Annotated in this window: 14 protein-coding genes; 9 read left to right on the top strand and 5 right to left on the bottom strand. The window is 45.1% G+C overall.

The genetic code is table 11. The annotated features are described in order from the left end of the window. Window positions 1-3: 3 nt before the first annotated feature. From ABIX36_RS12485 to bglX, 3 genes are all read right to left on the bottom strand, one after another. The gene (locus ABIX36_RS12485; RefSeq protein WP_348082495.1) at window positions 4-1,821 is read right to left on the bottom strand and encodes a RagB/SusD family nutrient uptake outer membrane protein; all 1,818 of its coding nucleotides are present in this window, start codon (window positions 1,819-1,821) and stop codon (window positions 4-6) included. A gap of 26 nt (window positions 1,822-1,847) precedes the next feature. Next, window positions 1,848-5,042 carry a TonB-dependent receptor gene (locus ABIX36_RS12480; protein ID WP_348082494.1) on the bottom strand — a complete coding sequence of 1,065 codons (3,195 nt, stop codon included), beginning with the start codon at window positions 5,040-5,042 and terminating at the stop codon, window positions 1,848-1,850. A gap of 796 nt (window positions 5,043-5,838) precedes the next feature. Next, window positions 5,839-8,145 carry a beta-glucosidase BglX gene (gene bglX / locus ABIX36_RS12475; RefSeq protein ID WP_348082493.1) on the bottom strand — a complete coding sequence of 769 codons (2,307 nt, stop codon included), beginning with the start codon at window positions 8,143-8,145 and terminating at the stop codon, window positions 5,839-5,841. A gap of 186 nt (window positions 8,146-8,331) precedes the next feature. Here bglX and ABIX36_RS12470 point away from each other — a divergent pair, with 186 nt between their 5' ends. From ABIX36_RS12470 to ABIX36_RS12460, 3 genes are all read left to right on the top strand, one after another. Next, a complete protein-coding gene (locus tag ABIX36_RS12470; RefSeq protein ID WP_348082492.1) occupies window positions 8,332-9,093 on the top strand; it encodes an NUDIX domain-containing protein in 762 nt (253 codons plus the stop codon). Window positions 9,094-9,209: 116 nt separating this feature from the next. Next, complete coding sequence (locus ABIX36_RS12465; RefSeq protein WP_348082491.1) at window positions 9,210-10,067, top strand: YitT family protein; 858 nt, start codon at window positions 9,210-9,212, stop codon at window positions 10,065-10,067. Window positions 10,068-10,133: 66 nt separating this feature from the next. After that, window positions 10,134-10,307 carry a hypothetical protein gene (locus ABIX36_RS12460; protein WP_348082490.1) on the top strand — a complete coding sequence of 58 codons (174 nt, stop codon included), beginning with the start codon at window positions 10,134-10,136 and terminating at the stop codon, window positions 10,305-10,307. A 48-nt stretch (window positions 10,308-10,355) separates the two neighbouring features. Here ABIX36_RS12460 and ABIX36_RS12455 read toward each other — a convergent pair whose 3' ends face one another. Further along, a complete protein-coding gene (locus ABIX36_RS12455) occupies window positions 10,356-10,694 on the bottom strand; it encodes a hypothetical protein (RefSeq protein ID WP_348082489.1) in 339 nt (112 codons plus the stop codon). Between the two features lie 401 nt (window positions 10,695-11,095). Between ABIX36_RS12455 and ABIX36_RS12450 the strand changes: the two genes are divergently transcribed. Together ABIX36_RS12450 and ABIX36_RS12445 are read left to right on the top strand one after the other, a co-directional pair. Further along, on the top strand, window positions 11,096-11,833 hold the full coding sequence (locus ABIX36_RS12450) for a DNA-formamidopyrimidine glycosylase family protein (RefSeq protein ID WP_348082488.1): 738 nt from the start codon (window positions 11,096-11,098) through the stop codon (window positions 11,831-11,833). A 96-nt stretch (window positions 11,834-11,929) separates the two neighbouring features. Next, window positions 11,930-12,115, top strand: coding sequence for a hypothetical protein (locus ABIX36_RS12445; RefSeq protein ID WP_348082487.1), 186 nt, complete (start codon window positions 11,930-11,932; stop codon window positions 12,113-12,115). 87 nt (window positions 12,116-12,202) lie between these two features. Here ABIX36_RS12445 and ABIX36_RS12440 read toward each other — a convergent pair whose 3' ends face one another. Then, window positions 12,203-13,525, bottom strand: a complete 1,323-nt coding sequence (locus ABIX36_RS12440) for a serine hydrolase domain-containing protein (RefSeq protein ID WP_348082486.1) — start codon at window positions 13,523-13,525, stop codon at window positions 12,203-12,205. Window positions 13,526-13,770: 245 nt separating this feature from the next. Here ABIX36_RS12440 and ABIX36_RS12435 point away from each other — a divergent pair, with 245 nt between their 5' ends. The 4 genes from ABIX36_RS12435 (at window position 13,771) to ABIX36_RS12420 (ending at window position 18,975) form a co-directional block, all read left to right on the top strand. Beyond that, window positions 13,771-14,322 (top strand): hypothetical protein, encoded by a 552-nt coding sequence (locus ABIX36_RS12435; protein ID WP_348082485.1) that lies wholly within the window; start codon window positions 13,771-13,773, stop codon window positions 14,320-14,322. A 375-nt stretch (window positions 14,323-14,697) separates the two neighbouring features. Further along, entirely contained in the window at window positions 14,698-17,271 is a 2,574-nt protein-coding gene (locus ABIX36_RS12430) for a DNA translocase FtsK 4TM domain-containing protein (protein ID WP_348082484.1), read from the top strand. A gap of 77 nt (window positions 17,272-17,348) precedes the next feature. Next, on the top strand, window positions 17,349-18,017 hold the full coding sequence (locus ABIX36_RS12425; RefSeq protein ID WP_348082483.1) for an outer membrane lipoprotein carrier protein LolA: 669 nt from the start codon (window positions 17,349-17,351) through the stop codon (window positions 18,015-18,017). A 79-nt stretch (window positions 18,018-18,096) separates the two neighbouring features. Next, window positions 18,097-18,975, top strand: coding sequence for a diiron oxygenase (locus ABIX36_RS12420; RefSeq protein ID WP_348082482.1), 879 nt, complete (start codon window positions 18,097-18,099; stop codon window positions 18,973-18,975). Window positions 18,976-18,999: the final 24 nt, after the last annotated feature.

Genomic DNA, 18,999 nt, shown 5'->3' with positions numbered 1-18,999 from the left:
CTATTAGTAACCTGGGTTTTGTTTGATGCTACCTGCAGTAATATCTATCTGAGCCTGTGGAATAGGATAAAGCTCATTTTTACCTACGGTAAATTTAGCTTGTTTCAACAGCAAAATAGGGAAGTTAGGCACATGGTTCTCGTGATCAAGATAAAAATTGATCTGAGCACCCATGAAACCCGCAGGCATTGGGCCGCCTGTGATAGCATCCCAACGTTGTAAATCGAAGAAACGGTGACCTTCCATACCCAGTTCAAGCCTGCGTTCGAAAAATACATATTTACGTGCAACCGTTTTATCGGTAAACGAACCTGCAGGGTACAATCCAACTTTGTAGTTAGCTGCCGGAGTGCTTGTGAAACCGCCTGTAGGTTTAGATGCATCAACATAGGTATGTACCCAACCTGTAGCATCAGCCGCACGGGTACGGATCATATTTACATAAGTACGTGCATTTTCAAGCGTACCAACTTCAACTTCGCATTCTGCTGCCCATAAAATTACATCGGCAAAACGGATAGCATTGTAGCTGTTAGATGTTGATTGGTTAGCCGCCCAACCACCATAAGTATCAGAGGTAGTAGCTTGTGCTGCCTGGTAGTAAACGTTTTTGATAGGACTGTATGGGCCACCGTCATCCTGGTCACGAGCCCAGGCTTTTCCCGGGTGAATTCCCCAGTCAAGGTACGGGATACCGCGACGACCGGCAGACCAATCTAAACGTGAATCTATTGTTTCAGTTGCCGGAGTGAAAGCAGCTGATTCGCTGATACCCTGGTCATTTTTCAAATCTGTATCGTTGTAAGTATCTACCAATGGCAAACCTGTAACCGCATCAGTTTTAAACGCGTTAGCAAAGCTAAACGATGGCTGGAAGAATCCGCAGCATGATGCCGGGCCGCCGGCGGCAAAGTTTAGAGTGCTACCAGCATTACCATTTAAGCCGTTAGCGCCGTCTTTAACTGAAGTTTGTACTACGAATACACCTTCAGGGCCATTCTTTTTAGATGGGTTGAAGTTATCAGCGTATTTACCAAGTGCATACTTAGCACCACCAGCTGTTTTACCATTAGCAATTACATCTTTTAAGATAGTAAGCGCCTCGGCATATTTATGATCGTACATCAATGCTTTAGCCTGGAAAGCTTTAGCCGCCCATTTATTGGCACGGCCAACCTGTGGCTGTGTTTCTGGCAATACTGCTGCTGCAGCAGAAAAATCCGCAGCTATCTTATCCCATATAGGGCCCGGGTTGCCAACGTTATAGTTACCGGCATCATAAGTGATGGATTCGTCAGCGTAAGGAACGTTTCTCCATAATTTAGCTAATTCGAAATGATAGAATCCACGTAGAAAACGTGCTTCGGCTGTTGCCTGGGCTATATTAGCCGCAGACATCGATCCGTCTTTCACCAAAGGAATCTCGCGAATTACATCATTTGCGCGCTGTATCCCCGCAAAGTTCATTCTCCATTTCGGGTCAAGGTAATCGTTTACACCATTCTGTGTACGAGCCTCAATGTCCGCCGCGCTTGGCTGATCACCCGGGGTAGAACCTTTGTGCGCATCATCGCCACCCACACTACCGTAGATCCAGTTGTCTGTACCGGTAGACCAGGTAGCACCTGCCTGGCCGTTGTAAACACCGTCAGCCAGTGCGTAAGCGCCAATTAATAAACCATCAACGCCCGCTTTGTTCGCTAAAACTATCTGGTTTAGCGACCCTGTGGGGGTTTTCTCCAGAAACTTCTTGCACGACATAGAGAAGGCAAGCGTGGCTATGGACCCCACAACAATCATTTTGTTACTTAAATTTTTCATCTTTAAAACTTTTAAATTCTTTCTAATTAAAATGTTACACGCACACCCAGGATGAACTTACGCTCGGAGCTTGGATAGTTACCAAAATCCACACCGTTACTGTTGCCAGTAACAGCCTGCAATTCAGGATCAAGACCGGTGTATTTTGTAATTGTGAATGGATTTACAGCTTGTATATATACGTTTAATTTATCAGCACCGATTTGTTTAAGGCCACCTTTAAAAGTATAACCCACTTGTACCTGGCGTAGTTTCAAGAACGAACCGTTTTCGAGGTAATAAGAGTTAACAACACCAGCACTACTGAATGTACTTGCAGCTTCCGCAATAGGAGCTTTAGGGTTCAGGTTAGTTGGGGTCCACGAGTTAAATAAAAGGTCGTTACTTTTGTTACCGGTTAGTGAACTGTAGAAATTAGTCCAGTACTTAGTGTAGTTAAAGTTGTCGTTACCCTGAGAACCGTAGAAGTTAGCGCTCAAATCAAAACCTTTATAATTTAAGCCCAAGTTTAAACCATAAGTAAAGTCAGGGTTCGGGTCGCCAAAATAGGTACGATCATCCGCGTTGATTTTCTTATCGCCATTAACATCACGATATTTGAAACGGCCCGGAGCAGCATCAGCCTGTGTAGGTGAAGCTGATACATCGGCAGCAGAAGCGAAATAACCAATTACGTCATAACCGTAGAACGATCCGATAGGATGACCTTCTGCCTGGCGAGCAATGGTACCGATACGACTACCAACTGTCTGTAAAGGATTTGGTATATCGTAAACTTTGTTTTTGTATGAAGTAAACTGAAGCCCTACAGTGATACCCAAATCGCTGCCGATCTTATCGCGATAATTTAATGATGCATCGATACCTTTGTTACGCACTTCACCAGTGTTTATGAAAGGTTGACGGGCACCACCTGTAGTTGCAGGCAATGCAGGGTCAAATAATAAGTTTGTAGATCTTTTTTGGTAGTACTCAATTGATAGATCTAACTTGTTGAATAATGTTGCATCAAAACCTACGTTGGCAATATAATCACGCTCCCAGGTAGTTGCAGCATTACCAATGGTTGCATTGAAGAAACCTTGCTGGATGCTGTTACTTGTACCGCCGATATCATAGAAAGATGAACCTTTATTAAGGTTGTATAATGAGAATGCATTTGATGGAGATACGTTATTATCAAACCCGGCCACACCATAGCTACCGCGTATTTTTAACGAGTTTAACCAGCTGATACCTTTAGCAAAGTCTTCCTGGGTTACACGCCAAGCCAATGCAACAGATGGGAAATAACCTATGTTGTGCCCTGGTGAAAATCTTGATGATCCGTCGCGACGGATAGTAGCTGATAATATATACTTATCGTTATAAATATAGTCTAATTTACCAAAGAAAGACTGGTGTGTAATAGGCTGTGCATTATAGCTGTAAGCAGTTAACGCGCCTGTACCGCCAGATAAGGTAACGAATGCCGGATCAAGCGACGGTAAACTCACAACAGTACCGCCAACACCGCGGCCAAACTCTTCTCTTTGCTCATAACCAGCTAAGAAATTAATACTGTGTTTCCCAAAGATCTGGTTATAAACTAAAGTATTACTCCAGTTGTAATTATTATAATAACTGGCATTTTCGTTAAAACTTTCTGTACCACCGTGTCCTTCACCGCTATCATAAGGCCTGTAACCAATGGAATAATTTTCCTGGTTGTTAACAGTACCGCTAAACGCTGTGCGTACAGTAAAATGCTTTAAGAAATCAGCTTCGGCAAATACAGTTCCCTGGATATTCCAGTTCTTAACGGTATTGTATTTTTGCCTGTCTTGGGTAGCTACCGGGTTAACCGCGTTACCTAACGAAGTAGGGCCTGCCCAGGTACCACCATATTGCTTGCCAGAAATATCGTAGATAGGGATTTGCGGTTGAATACGGTAAACTTCAGATATCGAGTTACCTTCGCCCTGGTTACCGCCCGGGATATTACCCTGGCCATTTGGAGAAAGCGTATAAAACAAGGAAGCATTTTCGCCTACTCTGAAATGTTCTTTGATATTGAACGTAGTGTTGATACGTGTAGTAGCTCTTTTGAAATAGGTATTCGTTAGCGTACCTTGCTGATTAAGATAACCGGCAGAGAAGTAGTAAGCGTTTTTATCATTTGCACCCTGCGCACTAATAGTGTGCTGCTGCATAGACGCCGGTTTGAATACCGCGTGAAACCAATCGGTACCCTGGTCGTTATCGTATTTTTGGATAAGATAATCATTGTTTGGGTTGAATACATCAAACCTGTATTTGGTAGGATCAACCTGTGCAGCACCTGCTGCAAAATTACCCTTTACACCCGGGCCTTGTGCACCATAAGCGGCAACACTTCCGTCGGCCAAAAATAAACTGTTTTTTGGGTCAACCTTTTTTACCAATGTTAAGTAATCCCTGGCGTTTAAAACGTTGAATGGATTACCGCCTAAAGGCCTTTGTGTACCGTAATAACCATCATAGGTAACGGTAGATTTACCCGATTTGCCTTTTTTGGTTGTTACGATAACAACACCGTTACCGCCGGCAATACCGTAGATAGCAGCAGCACCAGCATCCTTCAATACAGAGATAGACTCGATATCGTTAGGGTTAACGTTACCTAAATCGCCACCCTGCACACCATCAATAATGATCAATGGAGAAGAGTTTGCAAAGTTAGAGATACCACGAACAAGAATTTGTGCACCTGCACCCGGAGAACCCTGGGTAACTACAGTAACACCTGATGCCTGGCCTTGCAGTAATTGATCTGAACTACTTGCAGGAACTTTAATGGCCTGGGCCACATCTACCGTTGCAACCGCGCCGGAGATGTCCTTTTTACGCTGAGAGGTGTAGCCTGTTACTACTACTTCGTTCAGCGTGTTGTTACTGGCCTGTAGCGTAACACTAATGTTGTCGCTCGAGCCAACGGTTACTTCCTGGGTGGTGTACCCAAGGTAAGAAATAACCAAAACGTTGCCGGCGCTTACACTTAGTGTAAATTGACCGTTAACGTCTGTTTGTGTACCGGTAGTGGTACCCTTAACGCGCACTGTGGCACCTACTACGGGCAGCTTGTCATCGCTGCCGATAACACGGCCGGTGTGTTTTGTTTGGGCTGTAACTACCAGTGAAGATACCATGCAGCATAATAGCAGGCAAAGTACTCTTCCTTTAAGGAGTAAACTTTTAAACATGAGATTGAGATTTAGTTGATTAATATATTTGATTTAAGATTTTATTTCATACCTAAGTGCGGTGATAATAATTGCCGTAGACAGTGGCATAGGAAAACTTTAACAAAGTTCCTTTTGAGAAAGGGGTGAGATTCCCTTTATACATGAAGTGTTCAAAAAGAAAAAAATGTAAAAGTTTTATCATATAGCGAAACTATCCTGCTTAAAATTTTTATTCCTATTTGTATTAATGGTGTAACTCGTTTGGCACACGTGTTTTGTTCCTGAAAATCTGTGCTTTTCCTCGCACGGAAAAGTTTATATTGGTAATGCATCTAATATAAATAGAGTGTATAGGTTACACAAGCCAATATTATAGAATTATGAATTATTTATTTTTTAAGAAGTTTCACACAATAATTTATAAATTTTAAAAACTATTTTAAATACATGTTAACAATACCGCTTATTTTATAAAAACTTAGCAATGTAAAAAAGTTGTTATAAAGCGTTTTTTATTATAAAACATGCTGTTTTTGTTTAATGATGGATGAAATTTTCATTTTCGGACATTTTTTTTGCGATTTGGCGACTTGCCAGGCCAGCATCGGGGCAGTATAGATTACCACTATATTATTTTTTTGTTAATTACCTGTTAACGCCAGTGCCCGTAATATGTGGGGGTAGCCCGGCAAATTACGGCAGCCAATAAAAGCCTTACTTTATAGGTTTTATAAAAAAAATGTGCCTTAGAATTAACCTACGGCACATTAGCTTATCATTTGTATAACTGTAATTTAACAATTACAGCACGGGTTTATTTTTTCCACTGTACTTTAGCGCTGCGCGTATCGGCCGAATTTGTGCCTATCTGGATGATAAATTCACCCGGTTCCCAGTCGTATTTCAACTGGCTGTTGTAAAACTTAAGCTGCTCTGGCGTAATGGTAAAACTTACTTCTTTAGCCTCTCCTGCCTGCAAATTAAGCTTCTTAAAGTCCTTCAATTCTTTAACCGAACGCGATATGCTCGCAACCGGATCGCTGATGTAAAGCTGTACCACTTCTTCGCCTGCGTAAGCACCCTTGTTGGTTACTGTTACCGTTGCTGTTAAAGTTTCGGCACCTTTTAAATTTGTTTTACTAAGTTTTACATCACTATAGCCAAAACTGGTATAACTTAAGCCATAACCGAACGGAAATAACGGGTCGTTAGAAATATCCAGGTAATTCGATTTGAATTTGGTTGGCCCGTCATTATAAGGGCGGCCTGTATTTTTGTGGTTATAATATATAGGTATCTGCCCAACCGTACGCGGGAAGGTTGTTGTAAGTTTACCAGACGGGTTGTAGTTGCCAAACAGTACTTCGGCAATGGCGTTGCCTGCTTCGGTACCCGGTGCCCATACATCTAATATAGCAGCGGCGTTCTCATTTTCCCAGGTTAAGGTAAGCGGGCGGCCGTTAAACAATACAATTACCATAGGCTTGCCCAATTTTGCCAGCGCTTTCAGCATATTTTTTTGGCTCTCGGGCACGTCGATATCCGACCTGCTCGATGATTCGCCGCTCATGCTCTGGCTCTCGCCTACTACGGCAACAACAATATCCGCCTTTTTTGCTGCTTTAACAGCTTCCTCGATCATATCATCGGGCGAACGGCTATCCAGGCTAACCATGCCCGGGCCAAAGTTCAGGCGTTTCATAAACTCGGTATCATCCGTAATATTGGCGCCTTTGGCGTAAACCAGTTTTACGTTATCGCCAACCACGTGTTTTATACCTTCTAATACGCTTACCGATTTCTGCCATTCGCCGGCAATAACCCAGGTGCCCAGCATATCGCGTTTATTATCAGCCAGCGGGCCAACAACGGCTATTGTTCCACCCGATTTTTTTAGCGGCAGTATCTGGTTGGCATTCTTCAGCAATACAAAAGAGTGTTCGGCAGCTAAACGTGCTGCCTTGCGGTTTTCTTCGGTAAAAACGTCTTTCTTTTCGTTTTCGGCGTTTAATGATTTGTATGGATTATCAAACAAACCCAGCTTGTATTTTGCTTCCAGCACACGGCGGCAGGCCAGGTCTATTTCGGCCTGTGTTACTTTGCCCTGCTGTAACGATTTTTTTAGTGTATTTAAAAAACCTTCGGCCACCATATCCATATCCAGCCCAGCTTTTAACGCTAAGGCCGATACCTGCGGCAGATCGCCAAGGCCGTGGTTGCTCATCTCGCTTAGCGAGGTATAATCGCTCACCACAAAACCTTTAAAGCCCCATTGTTTGCGCAGCAGATCGGTCAGCAACCATTTATTACCTGTAGATGGGATCCCATCCACCGTATTAAACGAACTCATGATACTACCAGCGCCGACATCAACCGCGGCTCTGTACGGCGGCAGGTAATCCTGGTACATTTGCAGGCGGCTCATATCAACAGTATTGTATTCGCGGCCGGCTTCGGCGCCACCGTATAAGGCAAAGTGTTTTACGCAGGCCATTACCGCGTCGGCATTTTTAAGGCTTGTTCCCTGGTAACCTTTTACCATAGCGCCGGCAATTTTGCCGCCCAACCAGGGGTCTTCCCCGCTGCCTTCAGAGATACGACCCCAACGAGCGTCGCGGGCAATATCCACCATAGGCGAAAACACCCAGTTAAGGCCTTCGGCTGTTGCCTCTTTGGCCGCAATGTGGGCAGATCTTTGAATAATATCCAGATCCCACGTTGCAGACATTCCTAACGGTATCGGGAAAATAGTGCGGTGCCCGTGTATTACGTCCAGTCCAAATATTAAAGGTATATGCAGGCGGCTGTTCTTCACAGCCAGGTCCTGTGCTTTGCGTACATTTTCTACGCCGTATAAACCAAATATCCCCCCTATTTGCCCCTTGGCTATACCATTATCTACACCATTATTGGTAACCGAGCCGGTAATGGCCATGCCACTGGTAACCAGGTTAAGCTGACCTATCTTTTCGTCAATGGTCATTTTTTTCATCAGCCCGCTTACAAATACATTCATTTTGGCATCGGGTTGGGTTTGCGCCACGGCGTTGCCCAACGGCAATACCAACATTGCGGCGGCAGCTATTTTAAAGAGAGGTTTGTTTGTGAAAAAACTTATCATTTTGAATAAACTGGGTTATATGTTTACTTCAACACCAATAAACAGGGTAAATTTTACCATTATTAAAGTTTATAAAACTTATTGGTTATAATTGGTTGTTAAAAAAATGCAAACAATGGGTGTAATTGGTACACAATTGTAGATATTAAATTTAAACATTCAAAGTATTTTCGTATAATAGTATAAATGCTGACTAAAGAAGAACTGGAAGAATATTCTGCCGAAGCCATCGAGATCTACCTCGACCACATTTCTATAGATTGTGTGGTATTTGGTTTTCATGAAGGGCAAATGAAGGTGCTGATGCTGAAAAGCAAAAACGAGGACGGCTGGCAACTGCCCGGTGGCTTTGTGCAAAAAAGGGAGCCTATTGATGTGGCCGCCAACCGCATATTGGCAACCCGTACCGGTATCGACGAAGTATTTCTGCAGCAGTTCCACGTATTTGGCGCCCCCGACCGGAACCGCCAGCATAACGAGATGTATGCCGATCTGGTAGCCAAAGAGAAAAACTTCTTCGCGCACCGCTTTATATCAATAGGCTATTATGCCCTGGTAGATTTTTTTAACGCTATCCCCACACCGGATGAATTCAGCGAGATCTGCACCTGGCGCGACCTTAACGACCTGCCCCCTTTCCTACTCGATCATGAACTGATATTTACTACCGCGCTGGATACCCTTCGCCTACAATTAAGTTACCAGCCCATCGGCTACAACCTGATGCCGAAGGAGTTTACCATGCCCGAACTGCAAAAACTTTACGAAACCATCCTTGGCAAAAAGCTTGACAGGCGTAACTTTCAGCGCCGGATGCTTGGCTTTGGTATTTTAAATAAGCTGCCCCAAACCCGCAAAGGCGGTGCACATAAGGCGCCTTATTTATACTCCTTCGACCTGGAAAACTACCAGGCAGCTTTAAAAGAAGGTTTAAAGAGCGGCTGGTAGTCGGCAAGCCGATAGCGGTTTACCTTACGGACCCAAGTATAATATTTAGGTAAAAACCACCATTTACAGCAACCAGGGAACGGCAAACCGCAAACTTTTCGCTACATTACGATGCCATGAAATACAGATCATACATTGTAGATGTCACCCTCGTTATATTAGGTATCCTATCCGCAGGGATGGGGCTTAAAGGTTTTTTGCTGCCCAGCCATTTTATTGATGGGGGCGTAACCGGCATCTCCATCCTGTTGGCAGATGTTACCCACCTACCCCTATCCATATTAATATTTGTAATTAACCTGCCCTTCCTGTTTTTAGGGTACCGCAAACTGGGCCTTGGTTTTGCAACGCGCAGTGCGCTGGCTATTGGCGGCCTGGCCCTGGTGCTGGCATTTGTAAAATTCCCTGATGTTACGCCCGATAAGTTGCTGACGGCCGTTTTTGGCGGTGTGTTCATTGGCGCGGGTATCGGGCTCGCCATTCGTGGCGGAGCGGTGTTGGATGGTACCGAAATAGCCGCCGTGCTGGTAAGCAAGCGCACACAAATAGTGCGGGTAAGCGATGTGATATTAACACTGAACGTATTCATTTTTATAGCGGCAATTTTTGTTTTAGGTGTTGAACAAGGGCTTTACTCCATCCTTACTTACCTATCCGCATCTAAAATGATAGACCTGATACTAAACGGTTTGGAGCAATACACCGGTATGACGGTAGTATCCGCCAAAGGCGAAGAGATCAGGATGGCTATTACCCAGAACCTGGGCCGGGGCGTTACTGTTTACCAGGGCAAAAGCGGCTACGGCAAGGATGGTCATATCAACTCGCCCCGCGAAATTATCTTCACTGTAGCAACCCGCCTGGAAGTCCCCCTTATTAAACGCGAAATATTAAAGATAGACCCGGCTGCCTTTATTGTACAGCAAAGCGTGGATGATACCACCGGTGGATTGCTGAAGAAGAAAAAACATTAAGGGTAAGCCCCCCAGCCCCCTGAAGGGGGAGTTTTTGATTTGCGAGCCAAACGTCATGCTAACCGTTTGCGGCAAGTTCAACAGGTTATAGGTATTCGTTTTACCATTGCGGGCATCAAACAATACATTGCCGTTGGCGTCGTAGGTGTAAATACCGGTAATGAGCCCGCTTACGGATTACAGCTGGTTGCCGGTGTACTCTCCATACTTGGCCTACGCGGCATACTCGAGCCAGGCTGACCCACTCCTTTAGGCCAATGGAACAAAATGATGCAAGTTTGTTATTGGCTATAATTTACTGAACGTGTATGGATATATTTTGCCATTGCGAACAAGTTTCAATGTATCGGATTTGGCACTTTTTAATACACTATCGCCAACTTTTGCAAAAAACTGAAAGTCTGTTTTATTGTCAACAAAAGTCGGACTAAATGTGAAGGTCTTACCTCGTACCGTGATATCAACGGCTCCTTTATGTGGGCTAATTTCGCTAATATGCCCAGATATATCGGTGTTGTAGAATTGACGGAATTTATTTCCATTGTCAATACCTGCAAAGTGATCTATCACAACAAATAATAAAATACCGAATCCGTAAATAATTACTTTGCTTTTGTTAACTTTCATACTATTTATAACTCCCCCAATGATAAAGGTATTACTTACCCCCAGTGGCTATGCCCCCGCTTATCCAGACGTCAGGATGATCACCCTTGGCGGACTGGGTCGACAGCATGCTTGGATCAGTTTACTTACGTCTCCAGTATAATGTGAAGTTCCAATATTCACCGTTGCATCAATAGAAAAACCAAAGCCAAAACTACTAATTATTGTTAGTACATATTCGATGAGGTTGCTTCTTCACTTGAGGCAAAATAAGCTGCAGAGTTAACACGCCCTCCCTTCCCCTATTTTTGGTGTCCCCACCAAAAATCCGCAAAGCCTTTATAAACGTAACAACCGCAAAAAACTTTCCGCCGCGTAATTGTTTCTTTAAACACTCCCCTATTAGGGAGCTTGATGATATTATGCCTGAAGGGCCAATTATTGTTATTTTAAAAGAAGCAGCAATGCAGTTTAAAGGGCAAAAAATTGTTGCCGCAAGCTGCAACAACCGCGCTATAGATGCGGCGCTGCTGGTAAACCAAACCGTAACCGATATTAAAAGCTGGGGCAAGCACTTTTTAATATGCTTCCCAAATTTAACGGTGAGGGTACACATGATGATGTTTGGCTCCTACCGCATCAACTCACATACCGAAAAGCCCGCCCGCTTGCACCTGCAATTTGAGAACGGCGGCGAGCTGAATTTTTACGCCAGCCAGTTAAAGCTAATTGACGAACCGCTGGACGAGATCTACGATTGGAGCGCTGACGTAATGAGCACCAACTGGGACGCCAAAAACGCCGTTAAAAAGATGAAAGCCCTCCCCCATCTGCTGGTGTGCGATGCGCTGATGGACCAAAACCTTTTTGCCGGCGTGGGCAACATCATCAAAAACGAGGTACTGTTCCGTATTCGTGTCCATCCCGAAAGTTTAGTGAGCGCTCTCCCTGTTAAAAAAGTAAAAGAGCTGATAGCGGAGTCTATTAATTACAGCTTCGAATTTCTGGAGCAGAAGAAGACCGGTAAGCTTAAAAAAAACTGGAAGGCTTACGATAAAAAGATCTGTCCGAGGGACGAGGTGCCATTCATTAAACGAGATACCGGGAGATCGCACCGCACCAGTTATTATTGCGAGATGTGTATGCGGAAGTTTGAGTGAGTGGTGAATAGAGAATGGTGAATAGTTAATAGGAATGCTGTACAGAAACTTATTTGCCGGCCCGTTGTTATCATAACAACTAAAAGCCCCAGCAATATGAGAACGATAACAATACAAGGCAGCCCCGAAGGCATGACCGCCATTATGGTATCCAAATCCGAAGAGTATCACGACCACGAAACCGTTACCCTGCAATCGGCAGATGGTAACAAATCGGTAGAAAAAACCATTTTCAGGGTGGTGGACGCCGGCGAAGATAAATGGGAACTACAGTTCGAGTAAAGTACAGCGCATCATTGCGGCAAGTGCGTACATTTGCCGCAATATACCACTCACTACTCACTACTCACTACTTACTACCCACCCTCACTACTTCTCTTTAGTAAATACAAACTCGCCTCCACCCTGTTTCAGGGTGAACTGGCCATCGGCTGGCTTAAACTCCATCACCACGCCCGCGCGTTCAAAAACAAACTTGTCGGGTGTGCTTGTTGCATCCAACGGGAATGCGCCCTGCCCTGTTGCCTGCGCAATAAGTGTGTTCCCATCTTTAGTTACCGTTATTTTAAGCGGCAAAGCCAGGCTGGCGTATACACCGGTATATTTTTCCAGTCCTTCCGCCTTTAAAGTTACGAAAGTTGGAATGGTATAAGGTTTATTAAAGTAAATGGAGAGCGCACCCGTCACTACCTCTTCCGGGGAGTAATTGCCACCATTTTTGGTGTACGAAATGGCGAGCTTGTCTTCAGGAAAATACTCCAGCGAAGACAGGAAGCCATCTATAGCACCACCATGCCCATAGCCCGTTTTATCTTTAAAAGGCGTTTTATGCATGGCCTTGCCGTAATTTTCGGTAGTCGGTTTCATTTGCTCTAAACTTGCCATGCTAATGAGCTTGCCGGCAAACAGCGCCTCTATAAATTTATCCAGATCGGCCGGGGTAGATACCATGGCGCCCGCGCCCGATGGAACGCTCATATCCGTTTCGGGCAGCAGCTTCCAACTGCCGGCAAAATTGTAAGATTGCGCCTCGTTATCAGCCACCGTAATCTTGCCGCCGTAGTATGTATCCTTTAAACCTGCTTTAGATATGACGCGTTTCTTCACCTCTTCGAGGTATGTCTTGCCGGTAATTTTTTCGATGATGTAGCTCAGCATTACAAAGTTGGTATTGCTGTACTGGTATTTGGCACCAGGCTCAAAAGATGGCTTTTGCGCAACCATCCGGGCCAGTATTTGCTCATGCGTTTGCGGGCTGGTCATGTAAGCCACCACGCCCGGGTCGTTGGTAAAATTGAAGAGGCCGCTGTGGTGGCTCAGCATTTGGGCAACGGTAATTTTAGCGGCGTTGGGCATCTGCGGGTAAAATTTATCCAGCGTTGCATCAAGCGATAGTTTACCCTCCTCTATCAATTGAAAAACAATCACCCCGGTAAATATTTTGCTAATGGAACCGATACGGTATTTGGTGTGCGCATCAGCTGGCGTTTTTGCCTCAACCGAGCTGTAGCCAACCGATTTTTGGTAAATCAGCTTACCATCTTTTGATATGGCCAGGCTGCCCATGGTTTTGTTATTGGCGGCGAGTACATCCAGCAGGCTATCCAGTTTGGGTTTGTTAAGGGTTTGCGCGTTAACGGCACGGCTAAGCGCTAAGGCCAGCAATAAAAAGGTAGGTATTTTTTTGATCATTTTGCTAAATACTTGGGGATTATATTGGTTGGATTAGGCATTCCTTGTTATGTTACTAAAATTAAGAAATATCCCTTTAATGCAAAGCGCCGCCAGGCAAGGCAGCCTTATTAACCCGAACGCAATAACATTTTAACTTAAAGCAAATGAAGCAGATAACAAATAACACTTACAATTTCTCCCCGGCATTGTACGGGAATGGCTGTTTTTGCCGTTAATGCGATATTTACACGCTAAATCTTTTCATGAAAACAGTAACAAAATTAGTAGCGGCAACCTTCGTCGCGTTAGCATTATTTATCGGCACAAGTGCCAGCGCCCAATCTATTTCAAAAAGTAAATTACGCTTCGGCATTGGTGTAGATGGGCTTTTACCTGTTGGCAGTTTCACCGATGCTGCAAACTTTGGCATAGGCCTTACACCACGCTTGCAGTATGGCATTGCCGATAACGTGGCACTAACCTTTACATCCGGATTTTACCATTTTTTCACCAAGCCAATTTACCTGCCACAGGGCGTTTTGGGTGCCGGTGAAAGAATGCAAAACGACCTTGATATCATCCCGGTTAAAGCCGGAATTAAGGCGTTTGTATCATCAAACCTATATGTGGGTGCGGAGGTTGGTGCAGGCTTTGAAGTTGATAACGGCGGAGGGAACTCTAAACTGATCGCATCGCCGGCCATCGGTTACGCCTCCAAAAAATGGGATATTGGCTTGCGTTACGAAAGCTTTTCGGGCCAGGGCCAAAATTATGGCGTACTCGGCTTGCGCATAGCCTATGGATTTGGTTTGTAAAACCTGAGCTGCAATTTATTGACATGCCCTTTGCTTAATAGCGAGGGGCTTTTTTAATGCCATTCACAGTAGAGACGCAATATTGCGTCTGTTACAAAAACACACCACCGCGGCAAGTGCCCACACTTGCCTGGATGAGAGGAGGTATGTACCAAAAGTGTCCCACGCTGTACCATTCTGTACCATACTTAAAATGGTACACCCTGTTTAGGGCAACGAGGAGCATGGCTGCTCGCTATTTCATCTCACTGCTCACCATTCACCACTCCCTACTCCACGCTAAATCTCCCCAATCAAAAAAATCTCCCCAATCCCGTTAATACGAATTAATTCTAATAACTTTATATTTGCAATTAAACGTGCGGAGAAAGCAGGATGCCAGTAAAAGGAAACCAGTTCAGGACTAATAGTTTTAAGGATGAAGAAGTGCCGCGCAAGCCGGGTGCTAAAGCCGAAAGGCCAAAAACAATAAAACAGCAGGTAGAGCGCCTGCCCATTTTTGATCTGCAGGATGGCCGGATCTTAAAAATAGCGGGGCTTTTCTTTTTGGTGCTCGCGGTATTTTTCCTCATCGCGTTCACCTCCTACCTGTTCACCTGGGAGCAGGACCAAAGTTACGTATCGGCAGCAAACGGCGGCTGGCATAACATGTTCAAATCCTCCAAAGAACTCATAGAAAGCGGCATTACCAACCCGGTTGATAACTGGCTGGGAATATTCGGCGCGCTGCTGGCCAACCAGTTTATTTACCAATGGTTTGGCGTGGCATCGTTTATTTTCGTGTTTATTTTCTTTGTTATCGGTTTTAGGTTGGTATTTAAGGTAAAGCTTTTATCGATAACTAAAATGCTGGCATACAGCATTTTTACTATGATATTCCTGTCGGTTACCATTGGTTTTATCCACGCTATGATCATAGATTACCCCCACTTTTTGGAGGGTGAGTTTGGTTACTGGAGCAACCGGCTATTAAGTGTGCAGGTTGGCCATGCGGGCACCGGCGGCATCCTGGCATTTGCCGGGTTAACCGTGCTGGTAATAGCCTATAATATCGATTTTAAACTCCCCGCCCGTAACCGGACGACTAACCCGGTTGAGGTTGATGAAGTTTCGCCCGAGCCGGTGGATATGGAAGACGAAGATATTTCCCTGCCGGTAGAATGGCCAAAAGGTAACCGCCCGAGGAATAATGTATTAAATGAGGATGTGGTTACCACGGTAGCGCCCGAGCCGCTAAGGCAGCAGCCGATGCAGCAAAATATACCCAAACACGAGCCTTTGGTGCTTACGCCAACCTCGTACACGCCCAGCGAGCCGGAAGAGGATAACGAAATCCCGCTGACCATTGACGTGGTGCGCCCTACCCCTATTTTAAACATTGAGAAAAGCGACGACGATAAAGCACAATCATTGGTAGACCAGTTTGGCACCTACGACCATAAACTGGAGCTTGCATCTTACAAATATCCTACGCTGGACCTGCTGGAGAACTATGGTTCTAACAAGATCCCCGTAAACAGCGACGAACTGGAGGCCAACAAAAACAAAATTGTTGAAACGCTGAACCACTATAATATTGAGATTGATAAGATAAAAGCCACCATTGGCCCAACGGTTACGCTGTACGAAATTATCCCCGCGCCGGGTGTGCGGATCTCTAAAATTAAGAATCTGGAGGATGATATCGCCCTGAGCCTCGCGGCTTTGGGGATCCGTATCATCGCACCGATGCCGGGTAAGGGTACTATCGGTATCGAGGTGCCAAATCAGCACCCGGAGATGGTGTCGATGCGCTCGGTTTTGGCTACCGAAAAGTGGCAGACGAACACCATGGACCTGCCTATCGCCATGGGTAAAACCATTAGCAATGAAGTGTTTATTGCCGATTTGGCCAAGATGCCCCACTTACTGGTTGCCGGTGCTACCGGACAGGGTAAATCGGTAGGTATCAACGCTATTTTGGTATCGCTGCTGTACAAAAAGCACCCATCCGAACTGAAGTTTGTACTGGTAGATCCAAAGAAAGTAGAGCTCACCCTCTTCCGCAAGATAGAAAGGCACTTTTTGGCCAAACTGCCCGATGAGGCGGACGCTATTATCACCGATACAAAAAAGGTGGTGAATACGCTCAATTCGCTTTGTATTGAGATGGACCAGCGCTACGACCTGCTGAAAGATGCACAGGTACGTAACTTAAAAGAATACAACGCAAAATACGTAAACCGCAAAATAAGCGATCCGGAGAAACACCGTTACCTGCCCTTCATTGTGCTCATCATAGATGAGTTTGCCGACCTGATGATGACCGCCGGTAAAGAAGTAGAGCAGCCGATAGCGCGTATTGCCCAGCTGGCCCGTGCGGTGGGCATCCACCTGGTAATTGCCACGCAGCGCCCATCTGTAAACGTAATTACGGGTACTATTAAGGCCAACTTCCCGGCCCGTTTAGCTTTCAGGGTATTATCTAAGATAGATTCGCGCACCATATTAGATGCCGGCGGTGCCGATCAGCTGATCGGTCGCGGGGATATGCTCCTCAGCACCGGCAGCGATTTGATACGCCTGCAGTGCGCCTTTGTAGATACGCCCGAGGTAGAGCGTATATCTGATTACATTGGCAACCAGCGCGGTTATGCCTCGGCCATGATGCTACCCGAATATGTAGGTGAAGGCGAAGCAGGCAGCAGTTCCAAAGAATACGACCCGGATGACCGCGACCCGATGTTTGAAGAAGCAGCCCGATTGATCGTTCTGCACCAGCAGGGGTCCACCTCGCTTATCCAGCGTAAAATGAAATTGGGTTACAACCGCGCCGGCCGTATAATCGATCAGCTGGAAGCAGCCGGCATAGTTGGTCCGTTTGAAGGCAGCAAGGCCCGCGACGTGCTTTACCCCGATGAATACAGCCTCGAACGCCACCTGGAAAGCCTGCAAAAACCACGCGATTAAACTAAATTGTATAACATCACTCTAAACTATTATTAACCCCAGCGGTTAATGCTGTGAAGTTTACAAACACGCCAAAAATGAGAAAATTAGCACTATTGATACTGGCATCGGCATTTACTTTTACAGGTGCCTTTGCCCAGAAAGACAACGATGCCAAGCTGATATTAAACAAGCTGAGCAAACAATACCGCAGTTACGATGCCGTAAAAACCGACTTTACTTTGCTGGTAGATAATGCCCAGGCCAATATCAAACAAACGCAAACGGGTACGCTCATCGCGCGGTCGAAAACCAATAAATACAAGGTAACTATCTACGAAACAGGAAAATCTGTTTCGCAGGAGATCATCAGCGATGGCAAAAGCCAGTGGACCTATCTCAAAGATGCCAATGAAGTACAGTTAGCCGATGCCGATAACAGCGAAGAAGGCTTTAACCCGGCCAAGATCTTCACCATGTACGAAAAGGGGTATAAATACATTTACACAGGCCTGCAAAAAGCCGGCGGTAAAACCTACCAGGCAATAGACCTTACCCCCGAAGACAGCAAAGCCAGCTTTTTTAAAGTGAGGTTGATGGTGGATAAAGTTAAAAACCAGCTATATAGCGCTATGATATTTGATAAAAACGGCAGCCGTTATACCTACACGCTAAAAACGTTTGCCCCGGTTACCAAACTAACCGATGCTACTTTCAGCTACGATAAAAAAGCGCACCCCGGCGCGGAACTGGTAGATTTGAGGTAGTTAAGCACAAGTTCAAAGAATTTACTAATAGTGATGAAAATGAAATTCATCGCTATTTTTTTTGTTCTATCTTCGTACTATGCGGGCAGAGGAAATAGAAAGGCTGGTAAAAATAAGCAGAGAGCACCCGCTGATGCCCGAAACTTATGTGCCCTGGAAAGAGGAGCCAAAGGAGACCGACCTCTATCTGCCCGAATTCCTGACATCTCTGCAGGGCTTACCACTTTATGATAAACTTACACGGCAACAAAAAATTGATTTAGGCCGTCACGAGGTGGTACAAGTGCTGTATTCTTACGGTTGGGGCGAGGCACTTTTTTGTGTTTTTATGGCAAAGTTCTTATTAGAACTTCCACCAGATAGTCCGGAACATCGGTTCCTGATACGCGAAATTATTGAGGAATACCGCCACCAGGAGATGTTTGCGCAAACGATAACACGCGTAAACGGGCTTCCGCTTAAACAAAATATGCTGCACAAACTTTCGGGTACAATAAGCACCAAATATCTGCCTGCCGATTACCTCTTCATGGGCAGTCTTTCGGTAGAGTTGATCACCGACATGTACGGTAATTCGGCTCGCCGTGCACCAGAAATTTACGTGGTGCTGCGTAAGGTTTTCGAGTTGCACAACATCGAGGAGGGCAGGCATATCCACTTTACAAAGGGTTTATTAGAAAAATACACGGCTAACGCAGGATATATCAAAAAAAGCCTTTACAGTTTTGTGATATTGATGAATATTTGCTTTGTGCGTACCATGTATGTGCGTAAGGAAATTTATGAACGTATAGGCCTGCAAAACCCTGATGCGGTATTTAAACAGGCATCCAAAAACTTCAAATTAAAATTCACACAAAATTGCCTTGGCGATATTATGGCATTTGTAAACAGCTGGGGCGGCTTTAATACCGCCACCCGCTGGGCATGGCGCTGGTTGTTAAAGGCTGACGTGTAGTTAGATTCGCCGTCATTCTCATCA

Origin of the sequence: Mucilaginibacter sp. (genome assembly GCF_039925265.1) — a bacterium.
Taxonomy (GTDB): Bacteria; Bacteroidota; Bacteroidia; order Sphingobacteriales; family Sphingobacteriaceae; genus Mucilaginibacter.
The sequence above is the reverse complement of the archived record's forward strand: the minus strand, read 5'-3'. Positions and strand labels throughout refer to the sequence as shown.